Here is a 25,592-nt window from a genome sequence, read left to right as displayed (position 1 = left end):
GTTTTATACATATTCTTTATTCATTTTCAAGAGGGATTTTAATAATTATATAAGTACCTTCTTTACTATTTGATTTAATATTCATCTCAAAATCACTTCCATAAGCAGATGTGAACTTTGTATATATTAAAGATAGACCATGACCATTATTACTATGAATACCTGTTTTCACTTTTTCAATAGTACCTTCATCCAAAATAGTTCCATTATTACAGATTTTTATAACAGCATACTGACAATCTACACTTGCAACTATTTTAATTTGCTTTTCTTTATCAATATCTCTAAAACCATGTGTAAAAGCATTCTCTACAATAGGTTGAATAAAATTGAAAGGTACAGAAATCTTATATAACTCTTTTGGAATAACATATTCAACTTTTAATGCATTACCATAACGTAACTTTTGCAAATTTAAATAATTTTTAATATATAATATTTCAGCTTCTAATTCTACAAATCTTAAATCCGACCTCATTGTATATCTAAACATTTTAGACAAATCTATTATTGCACTATATAAATCATAGCAACCATCATCAAGTGCTATACTTGCCATTGAATTTAAAGTATTAAATAAAAAATGATGATTTATTCTCAAATTAGTAACCGTATCCTGTGCTACCTTTAGATTCATTTCAAGTTGTTCTCCATAGTGATATGTTCTTGCAATAGTTTGTTCTTTCTCTTGTAAATCTTTTCTTATATCATTAAATGAACAAAAATTTATTATGTTTTTAGATATTTGCTTTAATAATCTTTTTATGCTTCTAGCAGCACCTTCTGGAATATCATATAAATTACTATGAGTAGTATCTAGATTTAAATCAGATAACAATACATATCCTCCTCGAATAACTCCAATACTATTGTTCTTGTATAATATTGGAATATTATATATAGTTATCCCATACTTACATATGAATTGATTGCTACTTTTTTGATTCATACAATCGCAATTTTTAGGAAACTTCATAGGGTTACACTTTTCAAAACAAAATAATGGAAAATATGGATTTTTTAAAACTATGTTCCAAGAATCATCATATATAATCAGTGGAATTTTAAATGGATCAATAAACTGACCACGAATTGATTCTACTGCTGCATATAAATTTAAAGTACTTTCACTATAATTTATTAAGGTCTTTTTTAAATCACTATTAGGATTGATTTCTATAACTTCACTTTCTCCTATATTTCCTACATTATTTGAAACAATAAGTTCTTTTATTGGTCCATCTCCTGTATTTATAGACTCATGTGTGCTACCAGATTCTATGTAAAAAATCATACCTTGCGAAAATGGCTTCCAAACTCCATTTATAATATATAACCCTTCTCCTTCTAAAATATATATCATCTGTTCTTGACCATAATGAACATGATTAAAATGTTTTTTACCTGGCATAGTAACTGCAATATATATATTCATAGCTTGTTTTGGGTTATTCTCATCATAAGTATGTTTCCATTCAATATATCCCCACTCAGTATTTTGAATCTTCATAAAAAAACCCTTTCTGTTTATAGATTATTTATATTCATTTACCCTTAAATAAATTATCAAATAAAAATGTGCACATACTCTTTCATATGATAGCTATACTATATCAATATTCATTAGTTTGTACACATTATTATATTAATTATTATTTTTTAATTATTTATAGCTTACTTTATTATTTAAAAATATATATTTTAATTGTTATTTAATAACAGAAACACCCATATATGGTCTTAAAGCTTCTGGAACTATTACAGAGCCATCTGCTTGTTGGTAATTTTCCAATATAGCTGCTACACTTCTTCCAATAGCCAGTCCAGAACCATTTAATGTATGTACATATTCAGCTTTAGAATTTTTGTCTCTTTTAAATCTTATTCCAGCTCTTCTAGCTTGAAAATCTTCACAGTTTGAACAAGATGAAATTTCAACATATCTGTTATAACTTGGCATCCAAACTTCTACATCATATTTAAAAGAAGCTGTAAATCCTAAGTCACCTGTACATATTTTTACTACTCTATATGGTAAATTTAATAATTGTAGCATAGTCTCAGCATTATTAGTTAATTTTTCTAATTCATTGTAAGATTCTTCTGGAGCTACTATTTTTACCATTTCTACTTTATTAAATTGATGTTGTCTTACCAAACCTCTTGTATCCCTTCCAGCAGAACCAGCTTCTGACCTAAAACAAGGAGTATATGCTGTATAATTTATTGGTAGTTGCTCAAATTTAAGTATTTCATTAGCATGTATATTAGTTAAAGGAACTTCTGATGTTGGAATTAAAAAGTAATCTAATCCTTCTATTTTGAACATATCCTCTTCAAACTTAGGTAGTTGTCCTGTACCCAAAAAACTATTTCTATTTGCCATAAATGGTGGAATAATTTCTGTGTATCCATTTACTGTTGTATTTGTATCTAGATAAAAATTTAATAATGCCCTTTCTAATCTAGCTCCTAATCCCTTATAAAGAGTGAATCTTGAACCAGTTATTTTACCAGCTGTTTCAAAATCAAGTATACCTAACTCAGTCCCTATTTCCCAATGAGCTTTAGATTCAAAATCAAAATTAGACGTCTTACCCCAAGTTCTCACCTCAACATTATCTTCATCGGTTTCCCCTTGTGGTACTTCTGAATGTGGTACATTTGGAATTCTCATTAACAAGTATTCCATTTTTTCCTCTACATCTTTAAGGTTTTGGTCTATAACTTTAATCTTGTCAGATAACTCTTTTAGCTTAATTTTTTCATTTTCTACATCTTTACCTTCTTTTATAAGATTTGGTATATTTTTAGATGCAGTATTTAATTCGTTTTTCATAACCTCAACTTCTTGAAGAATTTTTCTTCTTTCATCATCTAACTTAACTACTTCATCAAGATTAAAGGCTTTTTCACCTCTTCTTTCCATTGCTTTTTTTATACAATCTAAGTTTTCTCTTATTCTTTTTATATCAAGCATTTTTTCCTCCTCAATACTTTAAGATTGGATGTTATCTCTTAATCTCAGTTAACTTTGATAATAGTATATTTGCTTAAGGTTAAGAAATCTTTTTCTGTCTTATCCGAACCTATTATTTTTATTTAGTTATATTTTACTCACTTTTTTACATATTGTCAAATTATATTTAATTAAATTAATATAATTTAATTTTTCATCATTAATCTTACTTTTACTTTCATTATAATTATGCTAATTTTAGCAATCAATTATCTATTTTGACTTTTTTTTTATCAATCTTATATAATTATCAATTTTCATATAAATTTTTTTACCTTATGATATAATTCTTTATATATTCTTTGTCAGATGTTAGAATAGGAGGATTTTAATGAGTAATTCAAGTATAGGTAAAAAATTGACTTTATGTAGAAAAAAACAGAACATTAGTATAAAAGATTTATCTAAATTAATTAAAGTTACACCTTCTTTAATTAGTCAAATAGAAAAAGGAAGCGTAAATCCATCCATAAATTTTTTAAAATCAATTTCAAATGCTTTAAATGTACCATTAATTACTTTTTTCGTTCCTTCTATTGATGATTCAGAATTAATTGTAAGAAACAATCTTAGAAAAATAGTAATTTTTCCAGAATCAGAAAATATTTTATATGAAATGTTATCCAATAATCCATTTAATAAATTCGAATTTGCCATTATGAATTTGTCCCCTAAGTCTTACTGTAAAGAAAAAAATGGGCATGCTGGAGACGAAGTTGCTTATATACTTAAAGGAAGTGTTGAACTTAGTTTGGAAGATGATATATTTGAATTAAATGAAGGTGATAGTGTAAAAATACCTTTTGGTATGAGACATAAATGGGGAAATCCAAGTGAAGTTGAAAGTAAGGTAATCTACATAGTTGTGTCCTAAAAACACAAATTTTCAAGGCAGAATTAATAAAATTATGGCAATGAACCTTTAGACCTAATAAGCTAGCCCTTCAGTCACATATAATATTATTTAACTCTACCTATTTTATTAGATTTTATTTTTACATAATATTTTTTATACAATACTTTTACATAATATTTAAAAGAATATAATTCATATCTATTTTAATGAATATAATACTTCCCCTTCTACTATTGTTTGTAAAACTTTAATATCTTTTATTTTAAGAGAGTCAACAGTAAGTGGATTTTCATCTAGTATTATTAAATTAGCTAGTTTACCTTCTTTGATTGAACCCTTTTTATCTTCTTCAAAATATTGATATGCTGCATTTATAGTAACACCTTTTAAAGCTTCTAATGGGCTTATTTTTTCATTTTCACCTATCAATACTCCTTTTTTTGTAATTCTATTAACCGCACACCATATTGTTTCAAGCATATTAGGTGCTATTACAGGTGTATCTTGATGTAAAGTATAAATTAAACCTTTTTCTATAGTTGTTTTAATTGGACTAATCTTAAATGCTCTATCTTCCCCAAGGTTTTTAATATGAATATCTCCCCAATAGTATGTGTGAGCTACAAAGTATGAGGGTATCATGTTTATTTTTTCCATTTCATCAATTTGGTCTTCTCTTACAGTTTGAGCATGTATCATCACAGGTCTCATATTATCTTTAATATTTTTTCCTGTTATAACTTTTTCAAATAAGTTTATCAACTGGTCTGCCGCTGCATCCCCATTACAATGAGTTAAAAGTTGCATTTTTTCTTCTACTGAAATGTTTATAAATTTCTCTACTTCCTCATCTTTATATATAGAATACCCACGATAACCATCTTCTGAATTTTCATATGGTTTCGTTAACCATGCTGTCTTTCCTTGAGGAGAACCATCTAAAAATATCTTATATCCTCCTATTTTAAATCTATTTACATATTTCTTTACAAAATTTTTATTATCATCTTTTACAGATTTACTATTTTTTAAATCTACATATCCTACAATATCTATTTTTAGTCTATTTTGATTTGACATTAGTTTTAAGAGATTAAATTGATTATCTGCCATTAATCCCTCTTGTGCTGTTGTAATACCATAACTTAAATAAATATCTTGTACTTTTTCAATTAGATTACAAACTTCATCTAATGATGGTTGTTTTATTTTAGATGATACTTTAAAAAAGGCATTTTCCTCCAAGTATCCATTTGGCTCTTTACTCCCTTTGACTCTGCCTATATGCCCTCCTTCTGGGTCTTGTGTTTCATGAGTAACACCTAATTTTTTTAATCCTAAAGTATTTGCAACTCCCATGTGACCAGAAGCATGTGAAATTAGTATTGGATTTTCTAAAGATGCACTATCTAATAAATCTTTATCTGGATGAATATTTTCTTCTAAAAAATTGTTATCATACGAAAAACCAATTATCCATTCACCCTTTTTTATATCATTTGAATCTTTAAAATCTTGTATTTTCTTTACTATATCTTTAAAGCTAGTTGCATCTTCTAAAGGAACTAATCTTAGGGTAGTAGCAAAAGCTGTCAAATGACTGTGTGAATCTATAAAGGAAGGCATCAATGTTTTACCCTGCAAATCTATGACTTCTGTTTCATTATTTTTTAAAGCTAGAATTTCTTCTTTTGTTCCTATTTTTTTTATTATTTTATCTTTTATAAGAATAGCATCTCCACATATTGAATCTTCCATTGTAAGGATATTTCCATTATAATAAATTTTTTCTTTCATAAAGTTCTCCTTAAATTGTCTATTTTGATAAATTTATTTTAGTATTTTATAATTAATTATTCGTATTTCATTAAGCTTATTTTTTTTAATATTAACTAATATTAATATATAAAAATCTCATTTTTAATTATTGTTCGCCAAGAAATAAATACTATTCATTATAAATATTATAATTTAATAGTCATAATATTGATGTGAAAAATTAATATTATATGTTAATAAAAAAAAGTACTTAATATGAATTATTTTTTTGTATAATTGTAATTTGCTAAATCATGATGTATCATTTTAAATATACAGTTACATCATTATTTACAAGATAAGATACTTTTTTCTCAAATAAAACCTGATGTAATCTGTTCAAATCAACAAATTCAAATATTTTTTAGGAGGTTTTTATGAACAAAGAAAATAAAAATGTAAGAATTGCTGTTGTTCAGGCATCACCAATTATAATGGACTTAGATAAAACTGTTGAAAAAGCATTAGAATTAATTAAAGAAGCTAGTAGAAAAGGGGCAAATATAGTAGTTTTCCCAGAAGCATTTATACCTGCATATCCAAGAGGACTTTCATTTGGATTTGTTGTTGGAAGTAGAACAATGAAAGGTAGAGAAGATTGGAAAAGATACTATGATAATTCTGTACCAGTACCTAGTGCTACAACAGATTTATTAGGAAAAGCAGCCCAAGAAGCAGGAGTATATCTATCAATGGGAATAACAGAAAGAGATGGAAACGATATAAATTGCACTCTTTATTGTACAAACTTATTTTTCTCACCAGAAGGTAAACTTATTGGTAAACATAGAAAACTTAAACCTACAGGAACAGAAAGATGCATTTGGGGTGAAGGTGATGGAAGTACTCTTACAGTTGTTGATACTCCATATGGGAAAATGGGTTCATTAATTTGCTGGGAAAACTACATGCCACTAGCTAGAACAGCTCTTTATGCTAAAGGTGTAAAACTTTATATAGCCCCTACTGCTGATTCAAGAGAAGAGTGGCAATCAACTATGAAGCATATCGCTTTAGAAGGAAGATGCTTTGTTATTGGATGCAATCAATATGTTGAAAAAAATATGTACCCAACTGACCTTAACTATTATAAAGAACTTGATGCAGAACCAGAGATTATGTGTCCAGGTGGAAGTTGCATAGTTGACCCTTTTGGAAAATATGTAGCAGGCCCTATTTTCAATAAAGAAGAAATATTAATAGCTGATTTAGATTTAGAACAAATAGTTCTTAGTAGACTAGATTTTGATTCAGAGGGTCACTATTCAAGACCTGATGTATTTGAATTAATTGTTCACGAATAGTCTTTTTATCCAAAATCTTTACATAAACTTTTTACATAAAAATCAAAATGAGATACTCTTAAATAAAATAATTTTAAGGTATCTCATTTTTTATTTTATGATTTGATGTTATAGTTTTACATTAAAACTTACTTAACTATATATTAAGAACCAATTATATATTCAGAATCAGTTAACTTAACTATAAACCTAACCTTCACTACAATCCTAAATCAACTACTGTTCTTCCTACATGCTTTCCTTCTATTATTGAATCTATGCTTTTACTCAATTCATTTAATGATACTACAGTTACCATGTCATCTAAATCTTCTAGCTTCCATTCATTTGACAATAAGTCCCATATTTTTAATCTCAAATTCATTGGGCAATCTACAGAATCTATACCATATAAAGTAACACCTTTTAATATAAATGGATATACTGAACTTGTAAAATCAATTCCACCTGCATTACCACATGTTGTAACTGCTCCACAATAATTAGTTGTCTTTATTGCTGTTGATAAAGTATTTCCTCCTACTGTATCTATTACTCCAGCCCATCTTGGTCTAAGTAGAGGTCTCCCTGAATTATCATCTACTTCTGATCTATGTATAACATCTTTAACACCTAGTTTTAATAATGTGTCTTTTTGTTCTTCCAATTTTCCTGTTGAAACTGCAACTGAATATCCCAATTTAACTAATATTTTAGTTGCAATCACAGCAACTCCTCCAGTACCACCAGTAACTAGTACATCTCCCATATCTTTGTCTACAGTATTTACAAATTTATATACAGATAAAGCTGCTGTAAATCCTGCTGTACCATAATCCATTGCTTTTTTTAGAGAAAGATTAGTTGGAAGTTTGACAACCCAATTAGAAGGAACTCTTATATATTCTGAAAATCCTCCAGAGGTGTTCATTCCTAAATCATAACCTGTTACCAAAACTTCATCTCCAACTTTAAAATCATCACAACTACTAAATTCTACTACACCAGATGCATCTATTCCTGGAGTATGAGGATATTTTCTAGTTACACCCTTATTTCCATTTGCTGAAAGTGCATCCTTATAATTTAGTGAAGAATATTTTACTTTTATCAGAACATCTCCTTCTGGTAGTTCATCTATATCTCTTTCGATTATATTTCTCTTAAAACGTCCCTCTTCTTCTGTAATATATAGTGATTTAAAATTTTTACTCATAAATTTCCTCCCAATACATTTAGTTTTATGTTAAACTAATTATAGTTGAAAAATAGTTTTATGTCAAACTACTTTTTATTTCAAAGTACCTCAAATAATTTAAAGATTGGAGATTAATTTATGGAAGATAAATATATCATACATTTTATAAGTAAGACAAAAGCTAATATGCTTAAATTCATTGAAAATAAACTCAATAAAAACGGTTTAAATGAATTGTTGCCTACACATGGAAATATACTCACTGCACTTTATGAAAATAATGGAATACTTACAATGAAAGAAATTGCAACTAAAATAGGAAAAGACAAATCTACTGTTACAGTATTAGTTAATAAACTTATAAGTCTAGGATATATAGAAAGACAAAAGAGTGACAATGACAAACGTATTACATATATAAAACTTACAAAGAAAGCAATGCTAATAGAGGATACATTCAATAGTATTTCATCACAAGTTAAAGAAACAGCCTACTGTAATATCACAGAAAAGGAAAAGCAAGAATTTCTTAGAATTTTAAAAAAAATCAATAATAATTTCAAAAATGCTGACTAAATTGAGCATAATTATATCTAGTTTTGGAATAATAAATAAAAAGAATCAAATATTGTAAAAATTTATTGTTAATAGAGAGGTATAATATGAATTTAAAAGACAGTAAAACTAAAGAAAATTTATTGAGAGCTTTTGCAGGTGAAAGCCAGGCTAGAAATAGATATAATATTTCTGCATCTGTAGCAAAAAAAGAAGGATTATATATAATAGAATCTTTATTTAATTATACTGCTGACCAAGAAAAGTCACATGCAAAACAATTTTTTACTAAATTAAAAGAATTTGCTGGAGAAAATATAAGTATATCAGGAGCATATCCTGTAGATTTATATGATAAAACAGCTCAACATCTTAAAGCTGCACAACATAATGAGCTTCAAGAGTGGGATGATGTATATAAAAACTTTGGAAAAACAGCACGTGAAGAAGGTTTTGAAGCTATAGCTAAATTATTTGAAAATATAGCTGAAATAGAAAAAGTTCATGGTGATAGATTTGGTAGATATGCTACTGATTTAGAAGAAGGTACTTTATTTAGAAGAAATGAAGATATCCAATGGATATGTACAAACTGTGGACATATTCATATTGGTAAAGAAGCTCCAAAAGCTTGCCCTGTTTGTCTTCATCCACAAGGATATTTCTTGGACTTTAAAAATTCATTATTTGAATAAGTAAAAATAATCTACTGTATTTAAGCAATTTATTATATTGATACTATCTAGTTTTATAAATATTAGATTATTCTAATATGAAATTATATTATAAAAATGATATTATCCATTAAATACAGTATTCTAAAAGTATAAAAAAACTTGAGAACTAATTTTACCACTTATTTAATATTTATCAAAGACTTTGATACAATAAAAATAAAGAGAAGTGCAATTATTAAAAATGGCACTTCTCCTTTTGCTGTTTCAATTTGTCATTGAATTTATATCCTACACCGCATATTGTAACAATATGTTTCGTATTGTTGGGGTATACTTCTATCTTATTTTACAACTTGCTTTTTACATTCTTATCTGTTGTAGTATGAGTAATAGGATTGACCTTAATTAAGGTTTTATTTACAATAGCCATAATGTTTTTTTCTAATCAAAAATAAAAGAGAAATAAATAATCCTAAAAATTCTGCAACAGGGACAGCTATCCAAACTCCTATTTCTCCAAATATATTTGGAAGAATAAGAATAGCACCTAAAATAAAAATAAACGTTCTAGAAAAGGATATAATAGCTGATGTTTTCCCATCAGAAAATGCTGTAAACATTGCAGAAGAAAAAATACCAAATCCCATAATCACAAAAGCTAGAGAATAGAAGGAAAAACCATAAAGTGTAATATTGTAAACATCACTGTTAATTGAAGTAAAAATAGTCAATGACTTTGTTATAGTCAAATGAATTAAAATATTCGATACTATTGAACTAATAATCAAAAATAATATACTGTTCTTAAATATATCTTGTAGTTGCTTTTTATCACCATGTCCATATTTAAAACTGATAATTGGAGCTATTCCATTGGAATAGCCAAAATAAATAGCTGTAAAGATGTATTGGAAATACAGGATAATTGTTATAGAAGCAACACCATTTTCACCATAATATTGCAAAAAAGTATAGTTAAACATAAATGTTGTTACAGCATTTGCTAAGTTTGTTACCATTTCCGATGACCCATTTGTACAAGAACGAAAAAGCACATTCCAATTTAGTTCTGGTTTTACAAAGTGCAGAGGATTATTTCTTGCAAAAAAGAAATAGGCTAAACCTACAATTGCAGGAATACAATAACCTAATCCAGTTGCAATCGCTGCACCAGCAATACCCATATTCAATGGAACCATAAAGATATAATCCAGCACAATATTCACAACTCCAGCTAACAACGTAACAATCAGACCAAGTGTTGGTTTACCAGAAGTAACTAGAAAAGTCTGAAATGCTGTTTGAAGAAAAAATGCAGGTGCAAAGCTAAAAAGTATTTTAGCATAAGTAATACACAAAGGAGCTTGTATTGAACTTGCACCTAAAAACAAAATAATTTCATCAATAAACAAGTTTCCAATAATAGCAATAAAAATACCAATCAATATTTCTACAATGATTAAGAAACTCAAATTTTTTCTTGCTTCCTCTTGTTTTCCTTCCCCCATCTTTCTAGCAACTATAGCACTTCCACCGGTTGCAACCATGATTGCTACAGCCATTTCAAAACTGATAGCTGGATATACCATATTCGTAGATGATAATGCTATTGTACCAAGCAAACGAGAAATAAACATACCATCAACAATAATGTACATAGATAAACTAATCATCATAATAACATTAGGAATTGCAAAAGATAGTAAAGAAGTAAATGTAAATTTTTTAGCTAATACATTATCCATTTTTAATTTCCTCCTTTAACAATTCATAGTATGCAGTATTACAAGCAATAAGTTGATTCCATTTTTCATCTCCTAATTTTTCAATAGCCTTTTCTTCCATGCTATGAAGTGGTTCTAATATTGAATCAGTAAATTGTTTTCCACTCTTTGTAAAAGAAACCAGACGCTCTCTTTTATTTTCAGAATTAGACGAAATAGTAATATATCCCTTCTTTTCAAATTCCATCAAAATCCCATGTACCGTCTGTTTAGGTAAAGCCCACCACTCACAAATTTGCTTTTGCGTACATACCTTATACTCATCTAAAGTATATAAGATAACTAATGCATTATAATTTAAATCATGCTTTTTAGCCCATACCCTGTATAAATCTAAAGTTCCACTTAAAACAGCATTTACAAGTTTAATTTGTTCACGAATTTCCATAATATCCCTCCCAATATAAAAGTACTAATCAGTACTATTTTAGTATAGTACTAATTAGGACTATAGTCAATAGGATATTTAAACTCTCAAAAAAATGTAGTATTTAAGAAAATTTATAGAAAAATAAAAACGCACACTTTTGCATTAGTGTGCGTTTTCCACATACTTAAATCCTAACTCTTTTCCTACATAATAAGTAATCTACAATAATCTACTATGATAACTTAATACTTATATCATTTATTTCTTTCATTAAGTCAATTTCAACAATTTTAACTACATCCTTTTCAAATTTTACTTGTTTATAATCCAAGCATCCTATTACAAATGGAACACCAAACTTCCTAAACAAATAAATTCTTCCATTTTCATTGTATATTGATTTAAAATTTTCTTCTATTATATTTACTATTAATTTTAATTCTTCAAATGTTATTGTGGATTTAACTAAAAATTTCTCTATTATACTCAATATAAGCAATTCCTTTTTGCCTATACTCTGTTCTTTTTTATATAAATTTTGAAATATTTCTTTTGTGTAATTACATATAGCTTCCTTCTCTAAAATAAAGTCAATGTCAAACTCTTTATTGGTATCTTTTTTTGTAAACATGTTTGCAATATCATCAAGAGATGTATCTTCTTTCATAGATAGTATTAACTCTATTCTTTCTAGTATTTTATCTCTTGGAAAAAACGTCTCTTGACCTGTAAAAGCTGATTTTTTTATAAACCATTCTTCTGGTATTATATTTTTTCTTTTCCATCTATATAGCTGCCCATAAGATATATTAGTTTTGCTTAATAAATCTTTCTTAGATATCAATTCTTCCATAATTTTTCTAGCCCACCTTTGTACTGTTTTTTACACTCGAATTATCTGAAACTAACAACTTGTCACTGTATTCAATATTTTCAACATCACAATTGCTTACTAAGGATATGCTTTTTCCTCGTATATCTTTTATTGAAACATCTTCTAATTCAATAGAATCTCCCTCTATCAAATTGCATTTAAATTTGCCTGAAAAAATGTTAATAAATTTAATCCCAAATGTAAAAATATCTTTACTTCTACCTATTTCTATATTAGTTGCTCCTATCTCCTTACAATAAGAACCTCCTCCTGAATAGATATATATGTTTTCTCCATTTAAAAGACCATCACATTTTATTGCTCCGTGAACCTTTATATCTTCACATTCTATATTTTCTTTATTTCTCATTTCACCATAAACTTTTATATCCTGTGCATAAATACTTTCACTTACAATTAATTGACCTTTTACTGTAACATTATTACACTTTAAATTTCCATTAATTTTCTGTTGAGCAGTTATAATCAAGTCATCTATTTCTGCATCTCCATCTATACTAAGTTGCCCATTAACCCTTACACGTTCAGCTTTAAGACTCCCTTTTATAGTAGCTTTTCCATTTACTACAAAGTTTTTTATATTAATATCTCCATCAAACTTTACATTTCCAAATACATTTACTTCATTACATTTTACATTTCCTTTTGACCTAGCACTTCCCATAATTTTTATACTTTCATATTCTCCACTATTGATAAATCCTTCTCCAAGTATTTTTATAGTTCCATTTTCCATATCATTACCTCATTTTAAATTTTATTTTAAGCCTAAATATTACTTATCTTTATTTAGATTTACTTTTTCATTATTTAGACTTACTTTTCCATTTACATTCTTTATTTCAACAACTATTGAACTTTCATCAATATCTATGTTTTCACTGTACTCCAAACTCTCTATATAACAACCTTTGCCTATGTTAATATTTTTACCTCTTACAATTTTAACTTCACTATTTTCTAAACTGATTTCATCTGCTTCTATAACATTTGCTAATAATCTACTTTCTGTATATTTTTTAACTGACAGTAGACCTAGATTTCTAAGATTAGAAGATGCCTTTTCAAAATCTCCACTCTTTTTTTCGGCTCTATAAAAGCTTTTACAATAATCGCCATGTCCCTTTTTTATATTTACACTACATGCACCAACTTCGTTTAGATTAGAAGTTCCATGCAAACTTATCTTGAGTTCTTCACAATTTAAAAATCCATTACAATCTAAAATTCCACTTAAGTCAACACTTTCGCATTCTATGCTCTTATTGATTTTTAGACATCCTTCTCCGCTAATAATATCTGACTTTAAGTTTCCTCCAACATTGATAATTCCTCCAGATTTAACTTTACTTGAATTTATGTCTCCAGTACACTTAAGAAGTCCAAATATTGTCACTTGTGATGCAAATATATTTCCTTCAATTTTACTCAATCCTGCTGTAAAAAACTCATTACATTCTGTTGTTCCAATCACTTTTGCTGAACCTGAAGAATCAAATTTATTACATTTTATATTTCCATCTATTTTTCCTGTACCTGCTATATTAACTTCATCAAAAATTCCACCTTTACATTTTCCCATTCCATTAAAATTTAGCGAACGTAATTCTCCATCCATAATGATTTCCTTTCAATAACTTATTTTGTTCTTGAATATAATATAACAAAACATTGTTACGTTGTCAAGTATAATAATCTCGATGAATAAAACAATGCTCCTTTAAAGATAGACAAAAAAATAATAGAGGAAATATTTTATATGAACTATGAATCTTTCTTAGATTTCCAATTCAAATAAAATACTACTCTATTATTTAACTATTTACATATACTTGTCTCTAAACTTTATAACCTATCAATGAACTTATATAATCTACATGTTGATAAATTTCTCGATTACCTCAGCTAATCTATCCATATCTTTTGGATAAACTTCTCCTATACTTCCTATTCTGAATGTATCTACATCAGTCAATTTACCTGGATAAATAACAAATCCATTTTCTTTTAGATAAGTGTAGAATTCCATAAATTCAAATTTTGCATTCTTAGGATATAGGAAAGTTGTTATTACAGGTGATTGAGCATCATCATTCACCAATGTATCAAACCCTAGAGATTTTAATCTCGAAGATATTGTAAATTGATTTTCTTTATATCTAGCATATCTTTTTTCAACAGAACCTTCTTCCTCTAGCTCTAGTAATGCTTGATAAAAAGCTCTTACAACATGTGTAGGAGAAGTAAATCTCCATTTACCATTATTATTCTCCATAGTTTCCCATTGAGCGTATACATCAAGAGATAAAGATTTAGCAATTCCTTTGCATTTAGCTAATTCTTCTCTGTTAGCTATTATAAAACCAAATCCTGGTACTCCTTGTATACATTTATTAGAGCTACTCACTAAAAAATCTATATTAAAGTCTTCAACATCAATTTTAATTCCACCAAAACTACTCATTGCATCAACTATGTAAACTTTATTATATTTTTTTGCAATCTTACCTATATCTTGTATAGGATTTAATCTACCTGTAGTAGTTTCACAATGAACCATTGATATATGTGTAATATCTTTATTTTCTTTCAATAAATTTTCCACTCTGTTTAAGTCAACTGCTTCTACATCACTAAATGTACAGTCAACATATTCTATATTTAAATAACTGCATATGTCCTTCATTCTCTTCCCATATGCTCCATTTGCAATTACAAGAAGTTTACCATTCTTTGGGATAGTGCTTCCTATTGTAGCTTCCACTGAGAAAGTACCACTACCTTGCATTAATACACTTGTGTATTTTTCTGTATTTTTTGTAGCTAAAGATACTAGTCTTCTTCTAACATCTTGTACTAAATCATTATATTCAACATCCCATGTACACCAATCTTTTAACATAGATGCTCTTACTGATTTAGTAGTAGATAATGGTCCTGGTGTAAGTAATATGTAATCATTTTCTGGTACAAAATCTGACTTAATTGTTTCATTTTCTATTTTTACTAAAACATCTTCTAATTCAGCCATAGTTTCTATAACAAAATGTGCTCCTGCTTCTTTAAATTTCTTTGAAACTGCTTCCATCTTAACTTTTAATTCTTCTTTATCCATATTTTCTACTTCTGCTTGTGTAAGTCCTAATTCACTTGAACCTTTTATTACAGCAACACTCCACATTCCAGCATTTACACCTTCTTTTACATCACTTAATGTATCTCCAACTTTTACCATAGCACTCATTGGAGATACTCCCAAAGCTTCAGCGTTTTTATAACACATCCAAGGATATGGTCTTCCTTGAGATACTTCTGATGGAGTTACAAGAAAATCTGGTGAATATCCCTTTTTAGCTGCATTTGGTTCAACTATATTCATCATTTCTCTTGTATAACCTGTTGTAGAACCTATTTTTAATCCATTTTGTCTTAATCTCTCAATAGTTTCAACAACATGAGGAATTGGAGTTGTATACTCTTCTAGAGTTTCAAATAACATAGGTTCAAATTCAGCATAAAGTTTGTTTACATCTTCCTCTGTTGGAAATCCTCCAAAATTCTCTGCCCAAATATTTTTTATTCTATCCATTTCGCACATTTCTCTTATATGATCTATTTTTAATTTTCCCATAGGTTTTCTTGCTTCTTCCATTGTTACATCTATACCTCTTCTTTTAAATATCTCTATAAATACATTAAGAGGTGCAAAACATCCATAATCTACTGTTGTTCCAGCCCAGTCAAATACTACTGCCTTTATTTTTTCTCCATATAACTTTTTCATATTTATAACCTCCATAGATTCTCATTTAGAATTTTTGTGTTTTTAATTGTTTTCACTTTTAAAGTATAACTTTTTCATGTTAATTATACATCATATTTAGGTTAAATGTATATTAAATTTATGTTTTTAGTTGTTTTTACTTGTTTTTAGTTTTCAATATAAAAATCACATTAAAACTCTATACAAAAAATTAAAATTTGTAATCTTCTTTCTAGGTTAAATCTATGAATTTTTATCATTTCTATTTTGCTTCTATCCATGTTATATTTGATTCATTTAATTTATCTCTCCATTCATTTGGAGGTTCTGCATCACAAATAACAAAATCTAATTCATTCAAATCAGCTATCTTGTACATACTTACAATTCCTATCTTAGAACTATCACATAATACAAAACTTTCCTTTGAATTTCTTATATACTCTTTTGACAATAAAGCTTTACTTTGGTCTATGCTACTAATTCCAAAGCTGTCAATTATACCTTCACTAGATATAAATGCTTTATCTACATATAAGTTTTTCATAGCATCTATTGACATCTGACATGCTGTTCTTTGATGTTTTAAATTTACTTTACCACCAATGAATATAACTTCTCCATCAAATACGCCTTGGTTTTCATATGAAATCAACTTTGATAGCACAGGATAAGAACTGGTGATAACCTTTAGATTTTTTATAGAAACTATGTAATCCACAATTTGTAAATTAGTAGTCCCTTCATCTATTACAATTGATTCATTATCATTCACAAATTTAGCTGCATACTTAGCAATACTTTGTTTCTTTTCTAAATTAGTGCTATTTCTTTTTATATGTTCTGGCTCAATTACTCCATAATTTATTTTTACAGCACCACCATAAACCTTTTTTAACTTATTTTCACTTTCTAATTCTTCCAAATACCTTCTTATTGTTTCCGATGATACTTCTAGTTTTTTTACTAATTCTTTAGTATTCACCTTTCCTTTTGCATCTAGCAGTTCTAATATTTCTTTTTTTCTATCTATTGAATTTAAAGACATTAAGTTCTCCTCCTAAATATGTATTCTACTTTTATAAGATTATAATTAACATCTAAGCTCATAAAGTAATTCTAATATATGACAAAAGATATTTCACTCAATTTAATATAGTATATCTTACAATAGATATTACTATTAATTTATATAGCATGCAATCTTTCATTCATACCTTAAACTTTTCACTATTTTATTATTTATACAACTAAGTTATATCTCTTTACAATAAAAAAATCCATCAAATATCAATATTAGATGGACTTTATAATCTTTTATTATGTAAATTAATAATTAAACGTTTAGTTATTAATTTATTTTCTTGTTTCTAAGAATTTTACTAAATTATTTACAGTAGACATGTCTTTTCTTTCTAAATCAGTTGGTTGAAGTTCTATTCCAAGTCTATTTTCAATCTCAAGTAAAACTTCAATTATAGCTAATGAGTCTAAAAGCTCTGTTTCAAATAAGTTAAGGTCTAAATCATCTCTTATCTCATCAGTTCCTAATACATCTTCAAATATTTCTATAACTGTTTCCTGCATAAATTTGCCTCCTTAAAATTAAGCTAAATATCCTGAGAATATCAATAATCCAAAACATACAATATGGAATGTAATGAAAATTTGAACTCTCTCAAACCATTTTTCTTTTTTATGTTTCTTATAAAATTTAGATTTTCTCTGATATATATCAGTTAAGACAAGTGCTAAGCCTTGATACACACCATAAGCAATGTAAAACCAAGTTAGTCCATGCCAAAATCCCATTGTTATCATTGTTATCATCTGAGCTACATGAGCAGCAGTAGTTCTTTTCTTAAATCTTTTCTTTCTCATTGAAGACATAACAAATCTTGAAAAAATATAATCTCCAAACCATCTTGAAAGACTTATATGCCATCTTGTCCAAAACTCTTTCATATCCTTACTTATAAATGGTTTATCAAAGTTTATAGGTACTTTTATTCCAAATATATATCCTGTACCTATAGCAAATAAACTGTATCCTGCAAAATCAAAGAACAGGTATAAACTATATGCATACATATAACTTAAAATGTTTATAAACCTCATATCTTTAGGTATTATTGACACCCAATATGTATTTATCAAAAATGCTATAACAAACTTATAACCTACTCCCATAACAATGTTTTTTATTCCAGGCAATAAGTATTCTTCTAGATACTCTTTTCTAGATATTTTCTTCTCTAAATCCTGTTCAAATCGTCTTGACCTGTCAATAGGACCAGAACTCAGTGTTGGAAAAAACAACATAAAATAAAGCATATCTGAAATCTTAACTTCTTTTATAGCACCATCATAAATTTCAATAACCATTTGTATAGCCCTGAAATTTAAGTATGATATTCCAATAAATCCAATCAATCCAAAAGATGTAACTGGAGATATTTTATTAATTATTATCGGAAGCATTGATGCAGACAAAAATCCCCAATATATATATTTGTTTTTAGTTTTTCTTCTTACATATTCGTATCCTTTGACTATTATTACTTCTAAAATGATAAATATCAACAAGTATTTAAACTGAACATCTATTCCTACAATCAAAAATATCATAAATAAACTTGCCAACATACCATAATACTTTATATTTTTACCCATTAAACCTAAAATCACTGCTGGTATTGATGTTAATAATAATATGTAAAGATAAAAATAATCTCCATACTGTGAAAAAATCATTAAATTTCCTCCATAAGTTTCTTTCTGTCTATTTTACCATTGATATTTGTTGGAAACTCAGAAATTATTGCAATATTTCTTGGAATCATATACGAAGGTATATACTTTCCTAGTTCCTTTTTTATCATCATCCCATTTTTGATATTACCTAAATCATTCTTCTCATTTAACTCAACAATACCTTTTAAATAAGCAATTTTTTCATCCTTATATATTGGTAAAACTACTGCGTTTTTTACATTATGAACTTTTCTCAAATTATTTTCTATATCTTCTATTTCAATCCTAAATCCATTTAACTTAATTTGAAAATCTTTTCTTCCACAATAGTATATATTTCCATCTAAGAGATATCCCATATCACCAGTTTTATAAGCTCGCCACTTTACACTATCTATTTCATCATAGAAAAATACTTCTTCAGTCTTCTCTTTATTATTAAAGTAACCTTTTGAAACTGATGGTCCAACTATTATAATCTCACCTTTTTCATTTTCTTTCAGTTCATTTCCATTTTCATCAAGTATTTTTATTTTACAATTTTGCATAGGATATCCAACTGGAAGGCTCTTTTCATCATCTATAGCTTCTTGAGTCATATCATTTACACTTACGCCAACAGTAGCTTCAGTTGGTCCATATCCATTGATAACTCTTGTATTTGGAAATCTACTCATAAGTTCTTTAGTAAGATTTTTTGAAAGTGCTTCTCCTATAAATATCATGGATTCAAGTTTAGGAAGCATCTTACTATTAAACTCTTTTTCTGTTACACATACACCTGCAAAAGAAGGTGTTGATACCCATACTGCAATATTAGATTCGCCAAATTGTTTGAATAGCTCTTTATAATCTGCTAGTACATCTTTTGATATTGAAAATAATGTAGCTCCATGAACAAGACCAGGATATATTGTTGTCACTGAAAGGTCAAAAGAATATGCTGCTTGATTCATTATTACTTTTTCACTTCCATCTATATTTAAATAAGGACTTATCCAATCTACAAAACTATCTAAGTTATTTGAACTTATTTGAACCCCTTTTGGCTTTCCAGTACTACCTGATGTAAATAGTATATATGCATTCTCGTCACCTTTTACCCAGTTTTCTTTATGTAATGACTTTCCTTTATACTCACTTATTATATCATTTAATTTATTCTTATCAATTACATTGATATCTCCAAAGTCTTTTTCATCACTAAAGTTAAATAATACTTTTGGCTTTACTTCCTTAGTAACTTCAAAAACTCTATCTAGTGGAAAACTAATATCAAGAGGAACATATGCTCTACCTGATTTTAAAGCTCCTATCATACATGCCATTATCATATTTTCTTTATTACCATAGATTACTATAGGAGTATCTTCTTCTTTGTATACATTTTTTAGAAAAACTGATATAGCATCTGAATACTCATTTAAATCTTTATAAGAAAGTTTATCTCCATTACATGTCAATGCTATTCTATTTGTATTTGAATATTTTTTTATTCCTTCAATAATTTTCATATAAAAATTCTCCTTTAAAATCCATTATAAATAAATGGCAACTCTTTAAATGGTGTAAATGTTAAAACACCTATTGCCAATATTATAATCATAGTTAAACAAATACTAGTTACTAATTCTTTATTGCTCTTTAAATATTTTAAATAATCTCTCACAGACATCTACCCATCCTTTCGTTCCAAGATGCATTACATCTCTTAAATAATATTTCTCTTTACCTTTATCTTTAAGATTCATAACTTCAAAGCCTTTACTTTCTGCTATATTCTGTGCCTTATCATAAAACTGATTTCTTTCTTTCTCAGAGATACCAGTTAAATCATAGAATTTGCCCATACTTGGAATTAGTACAACAACTGGTTTAATATCTAAGTCCTTGCATACATTTAATAAAAGCTTATAACTTTCAAATTCCTTAGATGTTACTAAGTCTATGCCCTTGTCTCTTCCTCTATATTGCTCTAGACCATCTTTAAAATGCTCATTGTAATAATACTTGTCAATGTTTAGAGGATTGTTACCTACTCTCTTCTTAGCATCTTCAATAGCTTTCTTTTTCTCATGTGACCAATTTATAGGTTTTTTTCTTCCTTCTTTTTTGTGTTTATCTAGCCTAATTAATTTCTTATAAAGTATCCCTTTTTCTTTAAGCTCTATACAGTATTTTCTCCCTTGAAAATAAGGCTCTAATAACACCTTCTCAGCTTTCTCATACACTGTCTTAGGTTCATATAGCTTGGCATACAATGCTTCTGCCTTATATTCGTCACTACCCCATAAAAGCTTACTTGATTTTTTTATATATTCAATCTTATTTTGTTTAGATATCTTTGGATTATCTAAAAAACGATAAAATTGTATTGGTGAAAACCTAGACTGGTAATGGTGACTTGTGACTCCATCTTTTTCCATAAACCATTGCATAGAAATTAACAAGACAACCTTCTTATTATCAATATTAGGATTCATACTTCCTAACACTGCAGCATCTTGTAATGTCTGAGTATAAGCTCTACCAATTGCAAATACTTTGTTTTTGCTCCTATCTGTATTAAAATAGTACTTTGGATGTTGTTTTGTTGAATTACTAAGTTCTGATGACCCCAAAATCATAATATCTTTTTCTCTCAAAAAATGATTATTTGCTGTAACACCTTTATCCTTTATATCACTTAAAGTATCATCCATAATTGGAAGTAGATTTTTCTCCCTCAAAAGTTCATCAGTTTTAGAATCAAGAAATTTGTCTAACCCAAATAAAAATACTACGCCTATTATAAATGGTGTAATAAAGTATATCAATTTTCTCATATTTTCTCTCCTCTAAAAATATTCAAATTTATGTTATTATTAATCATATTAGTTTTAATGTATATATTCAACTACAAAATTGTAATAAAATCTCCAAAACTTTTTTTTATTCTGTTACAAATTTGTAAAAAAAAAGAAGAAATTCACTGAAAAAGGAATCTTTTTAGTGATTTTCTTCTTTTTATAATTTGACATTTTAATACTTAATTGTGTATATAATTTAACTTATTTTAAAATTAAATTTACTCAAAAGTATATCTTAATCCCCATTGCTTTCTTATTTCATCCATTAAATTCATGACATCTATAGATGATTCTAGAGTATTGGCTTTTATTTTATTTAATATACAATTATTGACATATTCAATTTCATACTTTAAAGCTTTTTCTGTATCACCATATTCTAGAGTTTCAATTCTTCCACCATCTGTATAAATTATTGTAGCTTTTGATGCTCTTGGGAAATTTTCTACAGTTATAAATCCTAATTCACATGCAAGAATACCTCTTTTTGGCATCTTAGCTCTCATAGTTAATGATATTACAGCCATCTCATTCTCAGAATTCTTTAAAATTATTCCAGATTGTTCATCCACACCTGTTTCAAATTTCTTAACAGTTGTTAAAATTTCATTCGGTTGAGATGACATAAAGTACCTAGCAAATGAAAGTGCATATGTACCAATATCAAGCAATGCCCCACCAGCTAAATCTTGACTAAAAAATCTATTATTAACATCATAATCCTTGCAACTTCCAAAGGATACTTGTATCATTTTAATTTTTCCCAAACTTCCAGACTCTACTATCTCCTTTAATTTTTTATATAAAGGCATATAATAAATAGTCATCGCCTCTGCTACTATTAAGTTCTTTTCAATAGCTAAAGTTATAATATCAGTTAGTTGACTTCCATTTACTGTTATAGCTTTTTCACACAACACATGTTTACCATTTTTTAGACTTTTCATTATATATTCATAGTGATTGCAATGTGGAGTAGATATATACACTACATCTATATTCTTATTCTCTAGCATTTTATCATAATCATCATACACATTTTCTATATCAAACTTATTTGCAAAGTTTTTTGCTCTTTCAAGACTTCTTGAAGCAACAGCATACACTTTACAATTCACCTCACTCATAGCTTGTGCAAATTCTGATGCAATAGTTCCAGGACCCAATATAGCCCAATTTATATTCTCCATATTTACCACCTCATATCCTATATATTTTTAAATAAATTACAGACTGTCAGCTGGATAGACAATCTTTCCTTGTCTTCTTATCTCATCCATAATTCCCATTACTATCTTTGAATTTTCATGTGAGTTTATACCAGACTCTATTTTATTATTATTTATAAGAGTTATAAACTCAATAAGTTCATGATATATTCCTTCTATTTCTCTAGGTTTCTCTTCTTCTTTTTCCTTTAAAATAGATATATCTTCTTCAGTTCCATCTTTATATCTAATAACCACCCTTTCAAACAAATTAAGTTTTTCAATTATTATACTTCCCTTTTCTCCTTGTATCTCAGATGGTATGTAAGAATCAGCTATTTTAGAATACTGAACTACTGCATCCATACCATCATATTGGAATATAGCCAAACCTTCTCCATCTACTCCAGTTTGAAGCATATGAGAAAATGATTTCACACATTTTGGAGCACCAAATAGATTTATCATAGGGTGTATGCAGTACACTCCAATATCCATCAATGAACCATTTGACAGTTCTTTTTTAAATGCATTTTCTATAATTCCATTTTTATATTTATCATATCTTGAAGAATACTGACAATAGCTTCCAAAAAATCTTCTTATTTTACCTATCTTATGTAAATTTTCTTTAACTGCTTTAAAATTTGGAACACATGTAATTCTCATAGCTTCCATAAGCAATACATTATTGTCTCTTGCAACCTTTATCATTAATTTTACTTCCTCTAAGTTAGATGCTAATGATTTTTCACACAACACATGTTTTTTGTGTTTTAGACAGGTAATAGCTTGTTTTGAATGCATTGCGTTTGGAGAAGCTATGTATATAGCATCTATACCATCTGATTTAGCCATGGTTTCTAAATCGTCAAAAAACAGACTTGCCCCATGCATCTTTCCAAATTCCTTAGCTTTTTCTAAATCTCTTGAATATACAGCAACTAGTTCAAACTCTTCAATCCTAGATGCAGCTCTTAAAAATAGTTTTGATATATTACTTGTACCAATAATACAAAATCTTATTTTACTCACCATTCAAACACTCCTCATTCTTTATAATTTATTTTAAATAAGTAATACCATATAATAAATAATACTCTATATAAACTTTTGAAACTTATTAGAATGTTAACTTCATCAAATAAAAAAGAAAGCCAACTTTAAATGATTTCACCATTTTAGCATAGCTTTCTTTTAACTACAATCTAAACTTACCTTATACTTCTAAAGTTATATTATATCTCTATTTCCTCTCAGGAATTTTATAGTAAAAATTTCATCCACAAACAATGCTATCAATAATACAGTTGCTATAATTGGCCAATAAGGTATTATTAAACTATATAAATTATCAACTACATACACTTGAAGATACCTTACTCCAATAAAAGTCAATATAGTCCAGTACATAGAAAATTTTAAACATATTATTCCTCTATTATTGTACTTATAGTCTGAATAATCCCAATATACCTTATTAAAATATACCTTCATAATTATGCCTGTGATGTACTCTACTGTTGTTGGCACTACTAAACATAGTAAAAGCAATGCAAATATATTATTTGGGTCAATAAACCTTGAGACCTCTATTATAATAGACATTGCAATTGCATACATTGGTTTAAACGGACCATTCAAAAATCCATCTTCTTGAAAATGACCTTGAGTAAAATAACTATATAAATTTTCAATTATCCAACCTATAAAACCATACAAGAAAAAATTAAATAAAAAATATAATAGAGAACCTACACTATCCATGAATATTCCTCCTAATTGTTTATAATTATTTTTTCTCATATTCATGGATTTATTCTAAATCAAAGAAATTAAATTTAAATTCTTTGATTTAATATTTCATATTATAGGCTACAACATTCTTTAGATTCTAAACTTTTTAGGTATTCTCTAACTTCCAATAAATTTTCAAGTATCTTATGTGATTGTTCTTTAATTTGTTCATCTGGCTCTTTTAAGTCAGGTACATTTATACATTTTATACCCCCATTATAAGCAGCCTCTACTCCCATAGGGGAATCCTCTATAACAATGCAATTTTCTGGATTAACATTTATCTTTTTGGCTGCCTTTAAGAATATTTCTGGATTTGGCTTAGAGTTTACAACATCATCTCCACAAACTATAGCATCAAAGTATTCTTTTAAATTTGCTTTGGCTAATCTTTTAACTGCTCTTTCTCGTTTTGTAGAAGTTGCAACTGCCATTTTATACCCATTTTTCTTTAAAAAAGATATTAATTCATTAACTCCTAATTTGATAGGAGCTCCTTCTCTATCCATAAATTCAATCATATTTTTAGTTTTCTCATCATACAAATCTAATATCGGCACAGAGCTATCATATATCTTAGTAAGACCTTCTATTATCCCTTTACGATTCCTTCCCATAACAGATGTATATATTTCTTTAGTCATAGTATATCCATACTTTTCAAATGTCTCTATCCAAAATTCAAGAGAGATTCTCTCTGAATCAAACAAAACTCCATCCATATCAAAAATAATTCCTTCTACTTTTTGCATACAATTCCTCCAAT

At 27.7% G+C, this 25,592-nt stretch carries 24 protein-coding genes; 4 read left to right on the top strand and 20 right to left on the bottom strand.

Going from position 1 to position 25,592, the window contains the following annotated elements:
* Window positions 1-16: 16 nt before the first annotated feature.
* Window positions 17-1,510 carry a histidine kinase gene (locus tag IC173_RS04520; protein WP_227434382.1) on the bottom strand — a complete coding sequence of 498 codons (1,494 nt, stop codon included), beginning with the start codon at window positions 1,508-1,510 and terminating at the stop codon, window positions 17-19.
* A gap of 198 nt (window positions 1,511-1,708) precedes the next feature.
* Window positions 1,709-2,980, bottom strand: coding sequence for a serine--tRNA ligase (gene serS, locus IC173_RS04515; RefSeq protein WP_227434381.1), 1,272 nt, complete (start codon window positions 2,978-2,980; stop codon window positions 1,709-1,711).
* A 370-nt stretch (window positions 2,981-3,350) separates the two neighbouring features.
* Between serS and IC173_RS04510 the strand changes: the two genes are divergently transcribed.
* Complete coding sequence (locus tag IC173_RS04510; protein WP_227434380.1) at window positions 3,351-3,893, top strand: helix-turn-helix domain-containing protein; 543 nt, start codon at window positions 3,351-3,353, stop codon at window positions 3,891-3,893.
* A 180-nt stretch (window positions 3,894-4,073) separates the two neighbouring features.
* Here the strand turns inward: IC173_RS04510 and IC173_RS04505 are convergent, their stop codons facing one another.
* Window positions 4,074-5,672, bottom strand: coding sequence for an amidohydrolase (locus IC173_RS04505; protein WP_227434379.1), 1,599 nt, complete (start codon window positions 5,670-5,672; stop codon window positions 4,074-4,076).
* A gap of 398 nt (window positions 5,673-6,070) precedes the next feature.
* On the opposite strand from IC173_RS04505, the gene IC173_RS04500 reads away from it, so the two are divergent.
* A complete protein-coding gene (locus IC173_RS04500) occupies window positions 6,071-6,997 on the top strand; it encodes a carbon-nitrogen hydrolase family protein (RefSeq protein WP_227434378.1) in 927 nt (308 codons plus the stop codon).
* 199 nt (window positions 6,998-7,196) lie between these two features.
* Here IC173_RS04500 and IC173_RS04495 read toward each other — a convergent pair whose 3' ends face one another.
* The gene (locus IC173_RS04495; protein ID WP_227434377.1) at window positions 7,197-8,192 is read right to left on the bottom strand and encodes a YhdH/YhfP family quinone oxidoreductase; all 996 of its coding nucleotides are present in this window, start codon (window positions 8,190-8,192) and stop codon (window positions 7,197-7,199) included.
* A 120-nt stretch (window positions 8,193-8,312) separates the two neighbouring features.
* Between IC173_RS04495 and IC173_RS04490 the strand changes: the two genes are divergently transcribed.
* Together IC173_RS04490 and rbr are read left to right on the top strand one after the other, a co-directional pair.
* On the top strand, window positions 8,313-8,750 hold the full coding sequence (locus IC173_RS04490) for a MarR family winged helix-turn-helix transcriptional regulator (RefSeq protein ID WP_227434376.1): 438 nt from the start codon (window positions 8,313-8,315) through the stop codon (window positions 8,748-8,750).
* An 86-nt stretch (window positions 8,751-8,836) separates the two neighbouring features.
* Window positions 8,837-9,424, top strand: a complete 588-nt coding sequence (rbr, locus tag IC173_RS04485) for a rubrerythrin (RefSeq protein WP_227434375.1) — start codon at window positions 8,837-8,839, stop codon at window positions 9,422-9,424.
* Between the two features lie 395 nt (window positions 9,425-9,819).
* On the opposite strand, the gene IC173_RS04480 is transcribed toward rbr, so the two are convergent.
* The 16 genes from IC173_RS04480 to IC173_RS04405 all read right to left on the bottom strand — a co-directional run bounded on the left by IC173_RS04480 (window position 9,820) and on the right by IC173_RS04405 (window position 25,578).
* Complete coding sequence (locus IC173_RS04480) at window positions 9,820-11,151, bottom strand: MATE family efflux transporter (protein WP_227434374.1); 1,332 nt, start codon at window positions 11,149-11,151, stop codon at window positions 9,820-9,822.
* Window positions 11,144-11,578 (bottom strand): MarR family winged helix-turn-helix transcriptional regulator, encoded by a 435-nt coding sequence (locus tag IC173_RS04475; protein WP_227434373.1) that lies wholly within the window; start codon window positions 11,576-11,578, stop codon window positions 11,144-11,146. The genes IC173_RS04480 and IC173_RS04475 overlap by 8 nt, the downstream gene beginning before the upstream one ends.
* 214 nt (window positions 11,579-11,792) lie before the next feature.
* Window positions 11,793-12,413, bottom strand: coding sequence for a YhbD family protein (locus tag IC173_RS04470; protein WP_227434372.1), 621 nt, complete (start codon window positions 12,411-12,413; stop codon window positions 11,793-11,795).
* Between the two features lie 7 nt (window positions 12,414-12,420).
* The gene (locus tag IC173_RS04465; protein WP_227434371.1) at window positions 12,421-13,191 is read right to left on the bottom strand and encodes a polymer-forming cytoskeletal protein; all 771 of its coding nucleotides are present in this window, start codon (window positions 13,189-13,191) and stop codon (window positions 12,421-12,423) included.
* A gap of 39 nt (window positions 13,192-13,230) precedes the next feature.
* Window positions 13,231-14,073, bottom strand: coding sequence for a hypothetical protein (locus tag IC173_RS04460; protein WP_227434370.1), 843 nt, complete (start codon window positions 14,071-14,073; stop codon window positions 13,231-13,233).
* A gap of 255 nt (window positions 14,074-14,328) precedes the next feature.
* Window positions 14,329-16,239 carry a 2-aminoethylphosphonate--pyruvate transaminase gene (gene phnW, locus IC173_RS20925; protein ID WP_227434369.1) on the bottom strand — a complete coding sequence of 637 codons (1,911 nt, stop codon included), beginning with the start codon at window positions 16,237-16,239 and terminating at the stop codon, window positions 14,329-14,331.
* Between the two features lie 241 nt (window positions 16,240-16,480).
* Complete coding sequence (locus IC173_RS04450; protein ID WP_227434368.1) at window positions 16,481-17,266, bottom strand: DeoR/GlpR family DNA-binding transcription regulator; 786 nt, start codon at window positions 17,264-17,266, stop codon at window positions 16,481-16,483.
* A 308-nt stretch (window positions 17,267-17,574) separates the two neighbouring features.
* On the bottom strand, window positions 17,575-17,805 hold the full coding sequence (gene dltC, locus IC173_RS04445) for a D-alanine--poly(phosphoribitol) ligase subunit DltC (RefSeq protein WP_227434367.1): 231 nt from the start codon (window positions 17,803-17,805) through the stop codon (window positions 17,575-17,577).
* 18 nt (window positions 17,806-17,823) lie between these two features.
* On the bottom strand, window positions 17,824-18,972 hold the full coding sequence (gene dltB / locus IC173_RS04440) for a D-alanyl-lipoteichoic acid biosynthesis protein DltB (protein ID WP_227434366.1): 1,149 nt from the start codon (window positions 18,970-18,972) through the stop codon (window positions 17,824-17,826).
* Window positions 18,972-20,486, bottom strand: coding sequence for a D-alanine--poly(phosphoribitol) ligase (locus tag IC173_RS04435; protein ID WP_227434365.1), 1,515 nt, complete (start codon window positions 20,484-20,486; stop codon window positions 18,972-18,974). Before IC173_RS04435 ends, dltB begins: the two co-directional genes overlap by 1 nt.
* Window positions 20,487-20,500: 14 nt before the next feature.
* On the bottom strand, window positions 20,501-20,641 hold the full coding sequence (locus tag IC173_RS04430) for a hypothetical protein (RefSeq protein WP_227434522.1): 141 nt from the start codon (window positions 20,639-20,641) through the stop codon (window positions 20,501-20,503).
* On the bottom strand, window positions 20,607-21,797 hold the full coding sequence (dltD, locus tag IC173_RS04425; RefSeq protein WP_227434364.1) for a D-alanyl-lipoteichoic acid biosynthesis protein DltD: 1,191 nt from the start codon (window positions 21,795-21,797) through the stop codon (window positions 20,607-20,609). Before dltD ends, IC173_RS04430 begins: the two co-directional genes overlap by 35 nt.
* A 242-nt stretch (window positions 21,798-22,039) precedes the next feature.
* Entirely contained in the window at window positions 22,040-23,011 is a 972-nt protein-coding gene (locus IC173_RS04420; RefSeq protein WP_227434363.1) for a Gfo/Idh/MocA family protein, read from the bottom strand.
* 36 nt (window positions 23,012-23,047) lie between these two features.
* Complete coding sequence (locus IC173_RS04415) at window positions 23,048-24,067, bottom strand: Gfo/Idh/MocA family protein (RefSeq protein WP_227835213.1); 1,020 nt, start codon at window positions 24,065-24,067, stop codon at window positions 23,048-23,050.
* Between the two features lie 195 nt (window positions 24,068-24,262).
* Entirely contained in the window at window positions 24,263-24,796 is a 534-nt protein-coding gene (locus IC173_RS04410) for a putative ABC transporter permease (RefSeq protein ID WP_227434361.1), read from the bottom strand.
* 101 nt (window positions 24,797-24,897) lie between these two features.
* Window positions 24,898-25,578, bottom strand: a complete 681-nt coding sequence (locus tag IC173_RS04405; protein ID WP_227434360.1) for an HAD family hydrolase — start codon at window positions 25,576-25,578, stop codon at window positions 24,898-24,900.
* Window positions 25,579-25,592 lie beyond the last annotated feature (14 nt).

Source organism: Clostridioides sp. ES-S-0048-02, assembly GCF_020658495.1.
Taxonomy (GTDB): Bacteria; Bacillota; Clostridia; order Peptostreptococcales; family Peptostreptococcaceae; genus Clostridioides.
This window is presented reverse-complemented; position numbering and strand designations above follow the sequence as displayed.

Excerpts from the sequence above, each read along its gene's own strand:
- IC173_RS04520 (WP_227434382.1), bottom strand. The coding sequence starts at position 1,510 with ATGAAGATTCAAAATACTGAGTGGGGATATATTGAATGGAAACATACT.
- serS (WP_227434381.1), bottom strand. The coding sequence starts at position 2,980 with ATGCTTGATATAAAAAGAATAAGAGAAAACTTAGATTGTATAAAAAAA.
- IC173_RS04510 (WP_227434380.1), top strand. The coding sequence starts at position 3,351 with ATGAGTAATTCAAGTATAGGTAAAAAATTGACTTTATGTAGAAAAAAA.
- IC173_RS04505 (WP_227434379.1), bottom strand. The coding sequence starts at position 5,672 with ATGAAAGAAAAAATTTATTATAATGGAAATATCCTTACAATGGAAGAT.
- IC173_RS04500 (WP_227434378.1), top strand. The coding sequence starts at position 6,071 with ATGAACAAAGAAAATAAAAATGTAAGAATTGCTGTTGTTCAGGCATCA.
- IC173_RS04495 (WP_227434377.1), bottom strand. The coding sequence starts at position 8,192 with ATGAGTAAAAATTTTAAATCACTATATATTACAGAAGAAGAGGGACGT.
- IC173_RS04490 (WP_227434376.1), top strand. The coding sequence starts at position 8,313 with ATGGAAGATAAATATATCATACATTTTATAAGTAAGACAAAAGCTAAT.
- rbr (WP_227434375.1), top strand. The coding sequence starts at position 8,837 with ATGAATTTAAAAGACAGTAAAACTAAAGAAAATTTATTGAGAGCTTTT.
- IC173_RS04480 (WP_227434374.1), bottom strand. The coding sequence starts at position 11,151 with ATGGATAATGTATTAGCTAAAAAATTTACATTTACTTCTTTACTATCT.
- IC173_RS04475 (WP_227434373.1), bottom strand. The coding sequence starts at position 11,578 with ATGGAAATTCGTGAACAAATTAAACTTGTAAATGCTGTTTTAAGTGGA.
- IC173_RS04470 (WP_227434372.1), bottom strand. The coding sequence starts at position 12,413 with ATGGAAGAATTGATATCTAAGAAAGATTTATTAAGCAAAACTAATATA.
- IC173_RS04465 (WP_227434371.1), bottom strand. The coding sequence starts at position 13,191 with ATGGAAAATGGAACTATAAAAATACTTGGAGAAGGATTTATCAATAGT.
- IC173_RS04460 (WP_227434370.1), bottom strand. The coding sequence starts at position 14,073 with ATGGATGGAGAATTACGTTCGCTAAATTTTAATGGAATGGGAAAATGT.
- phnW (WP_227434369.1), bottom strand. The coding sequence starts at position 16,239 with ATGAAAAAGTTATATGGAGAAAAAATAAAGGCAGTAGTATTTGACTGG.
- IC173_RS04450 (WP_227434368.1), bottom strand. The coding sequence starts at position 17,266 with ATGTCTTTAAATTCAATAGATAGAAAAAAAGAAATATTAGAACTGCTA.
- dltC (WP_227434367.1), bottom strand. The coding sequence starts at position 17,805 with ATGCAGGAAACAGTTATAGAAATATTTGAAGATGTATTAGGAACTGAT.
- dltB (WP_227434366.1), bottom strand. The coding sequence starts at position 18,972 with ATGATTTTTTCACAGTATGGAGATTATTTTTATCTTTACATATTATTA.
- IC173_RS04435 (WP_227434365.1), bottom strand. The coding sequence starts at position 20,486 with ATGAAAATTATTGAAGGAATAAAAAAATATTCAAATACAAATAGAATA.
- dltD (WP_227434364.1), bottom strand. The coding sequence starts at position 21,797 with ATGAGAAAATTGATATACTTTATTACACCATTTATAATAGGCGTAGTA.
- IC173_RS04420 (WP_227434363.1), bottom strand. The coding sequence starts at position 23,011 with ATGGAGAATATAAATTGGGCTATATTGGGTCCTGGAACTATTGCATCA.
- IC173_RS04415 (WP_227835213.1), bottom strand. The coding sequence starts at position 24,067 with ATGGTGAGTAAAATAAGATTTTGTATTATTGGTACAAGTAATATATCA.
- IC173_RS04410 (WP_227434361.1), bottom strand. The coding sequence starts at position 24,796 with ATGGATAGTGTAGGTTCTCTATTATATTTTTTATTTAATTTTTTCTTG.
- IC173_RS04405 (WP_227434360.1), bottom strand. The coding sequence starts at position 25,578 with ATGCAAAAAGTAGAAGGAATTATTTTTGATATGGATGGAGTTTTGTTT.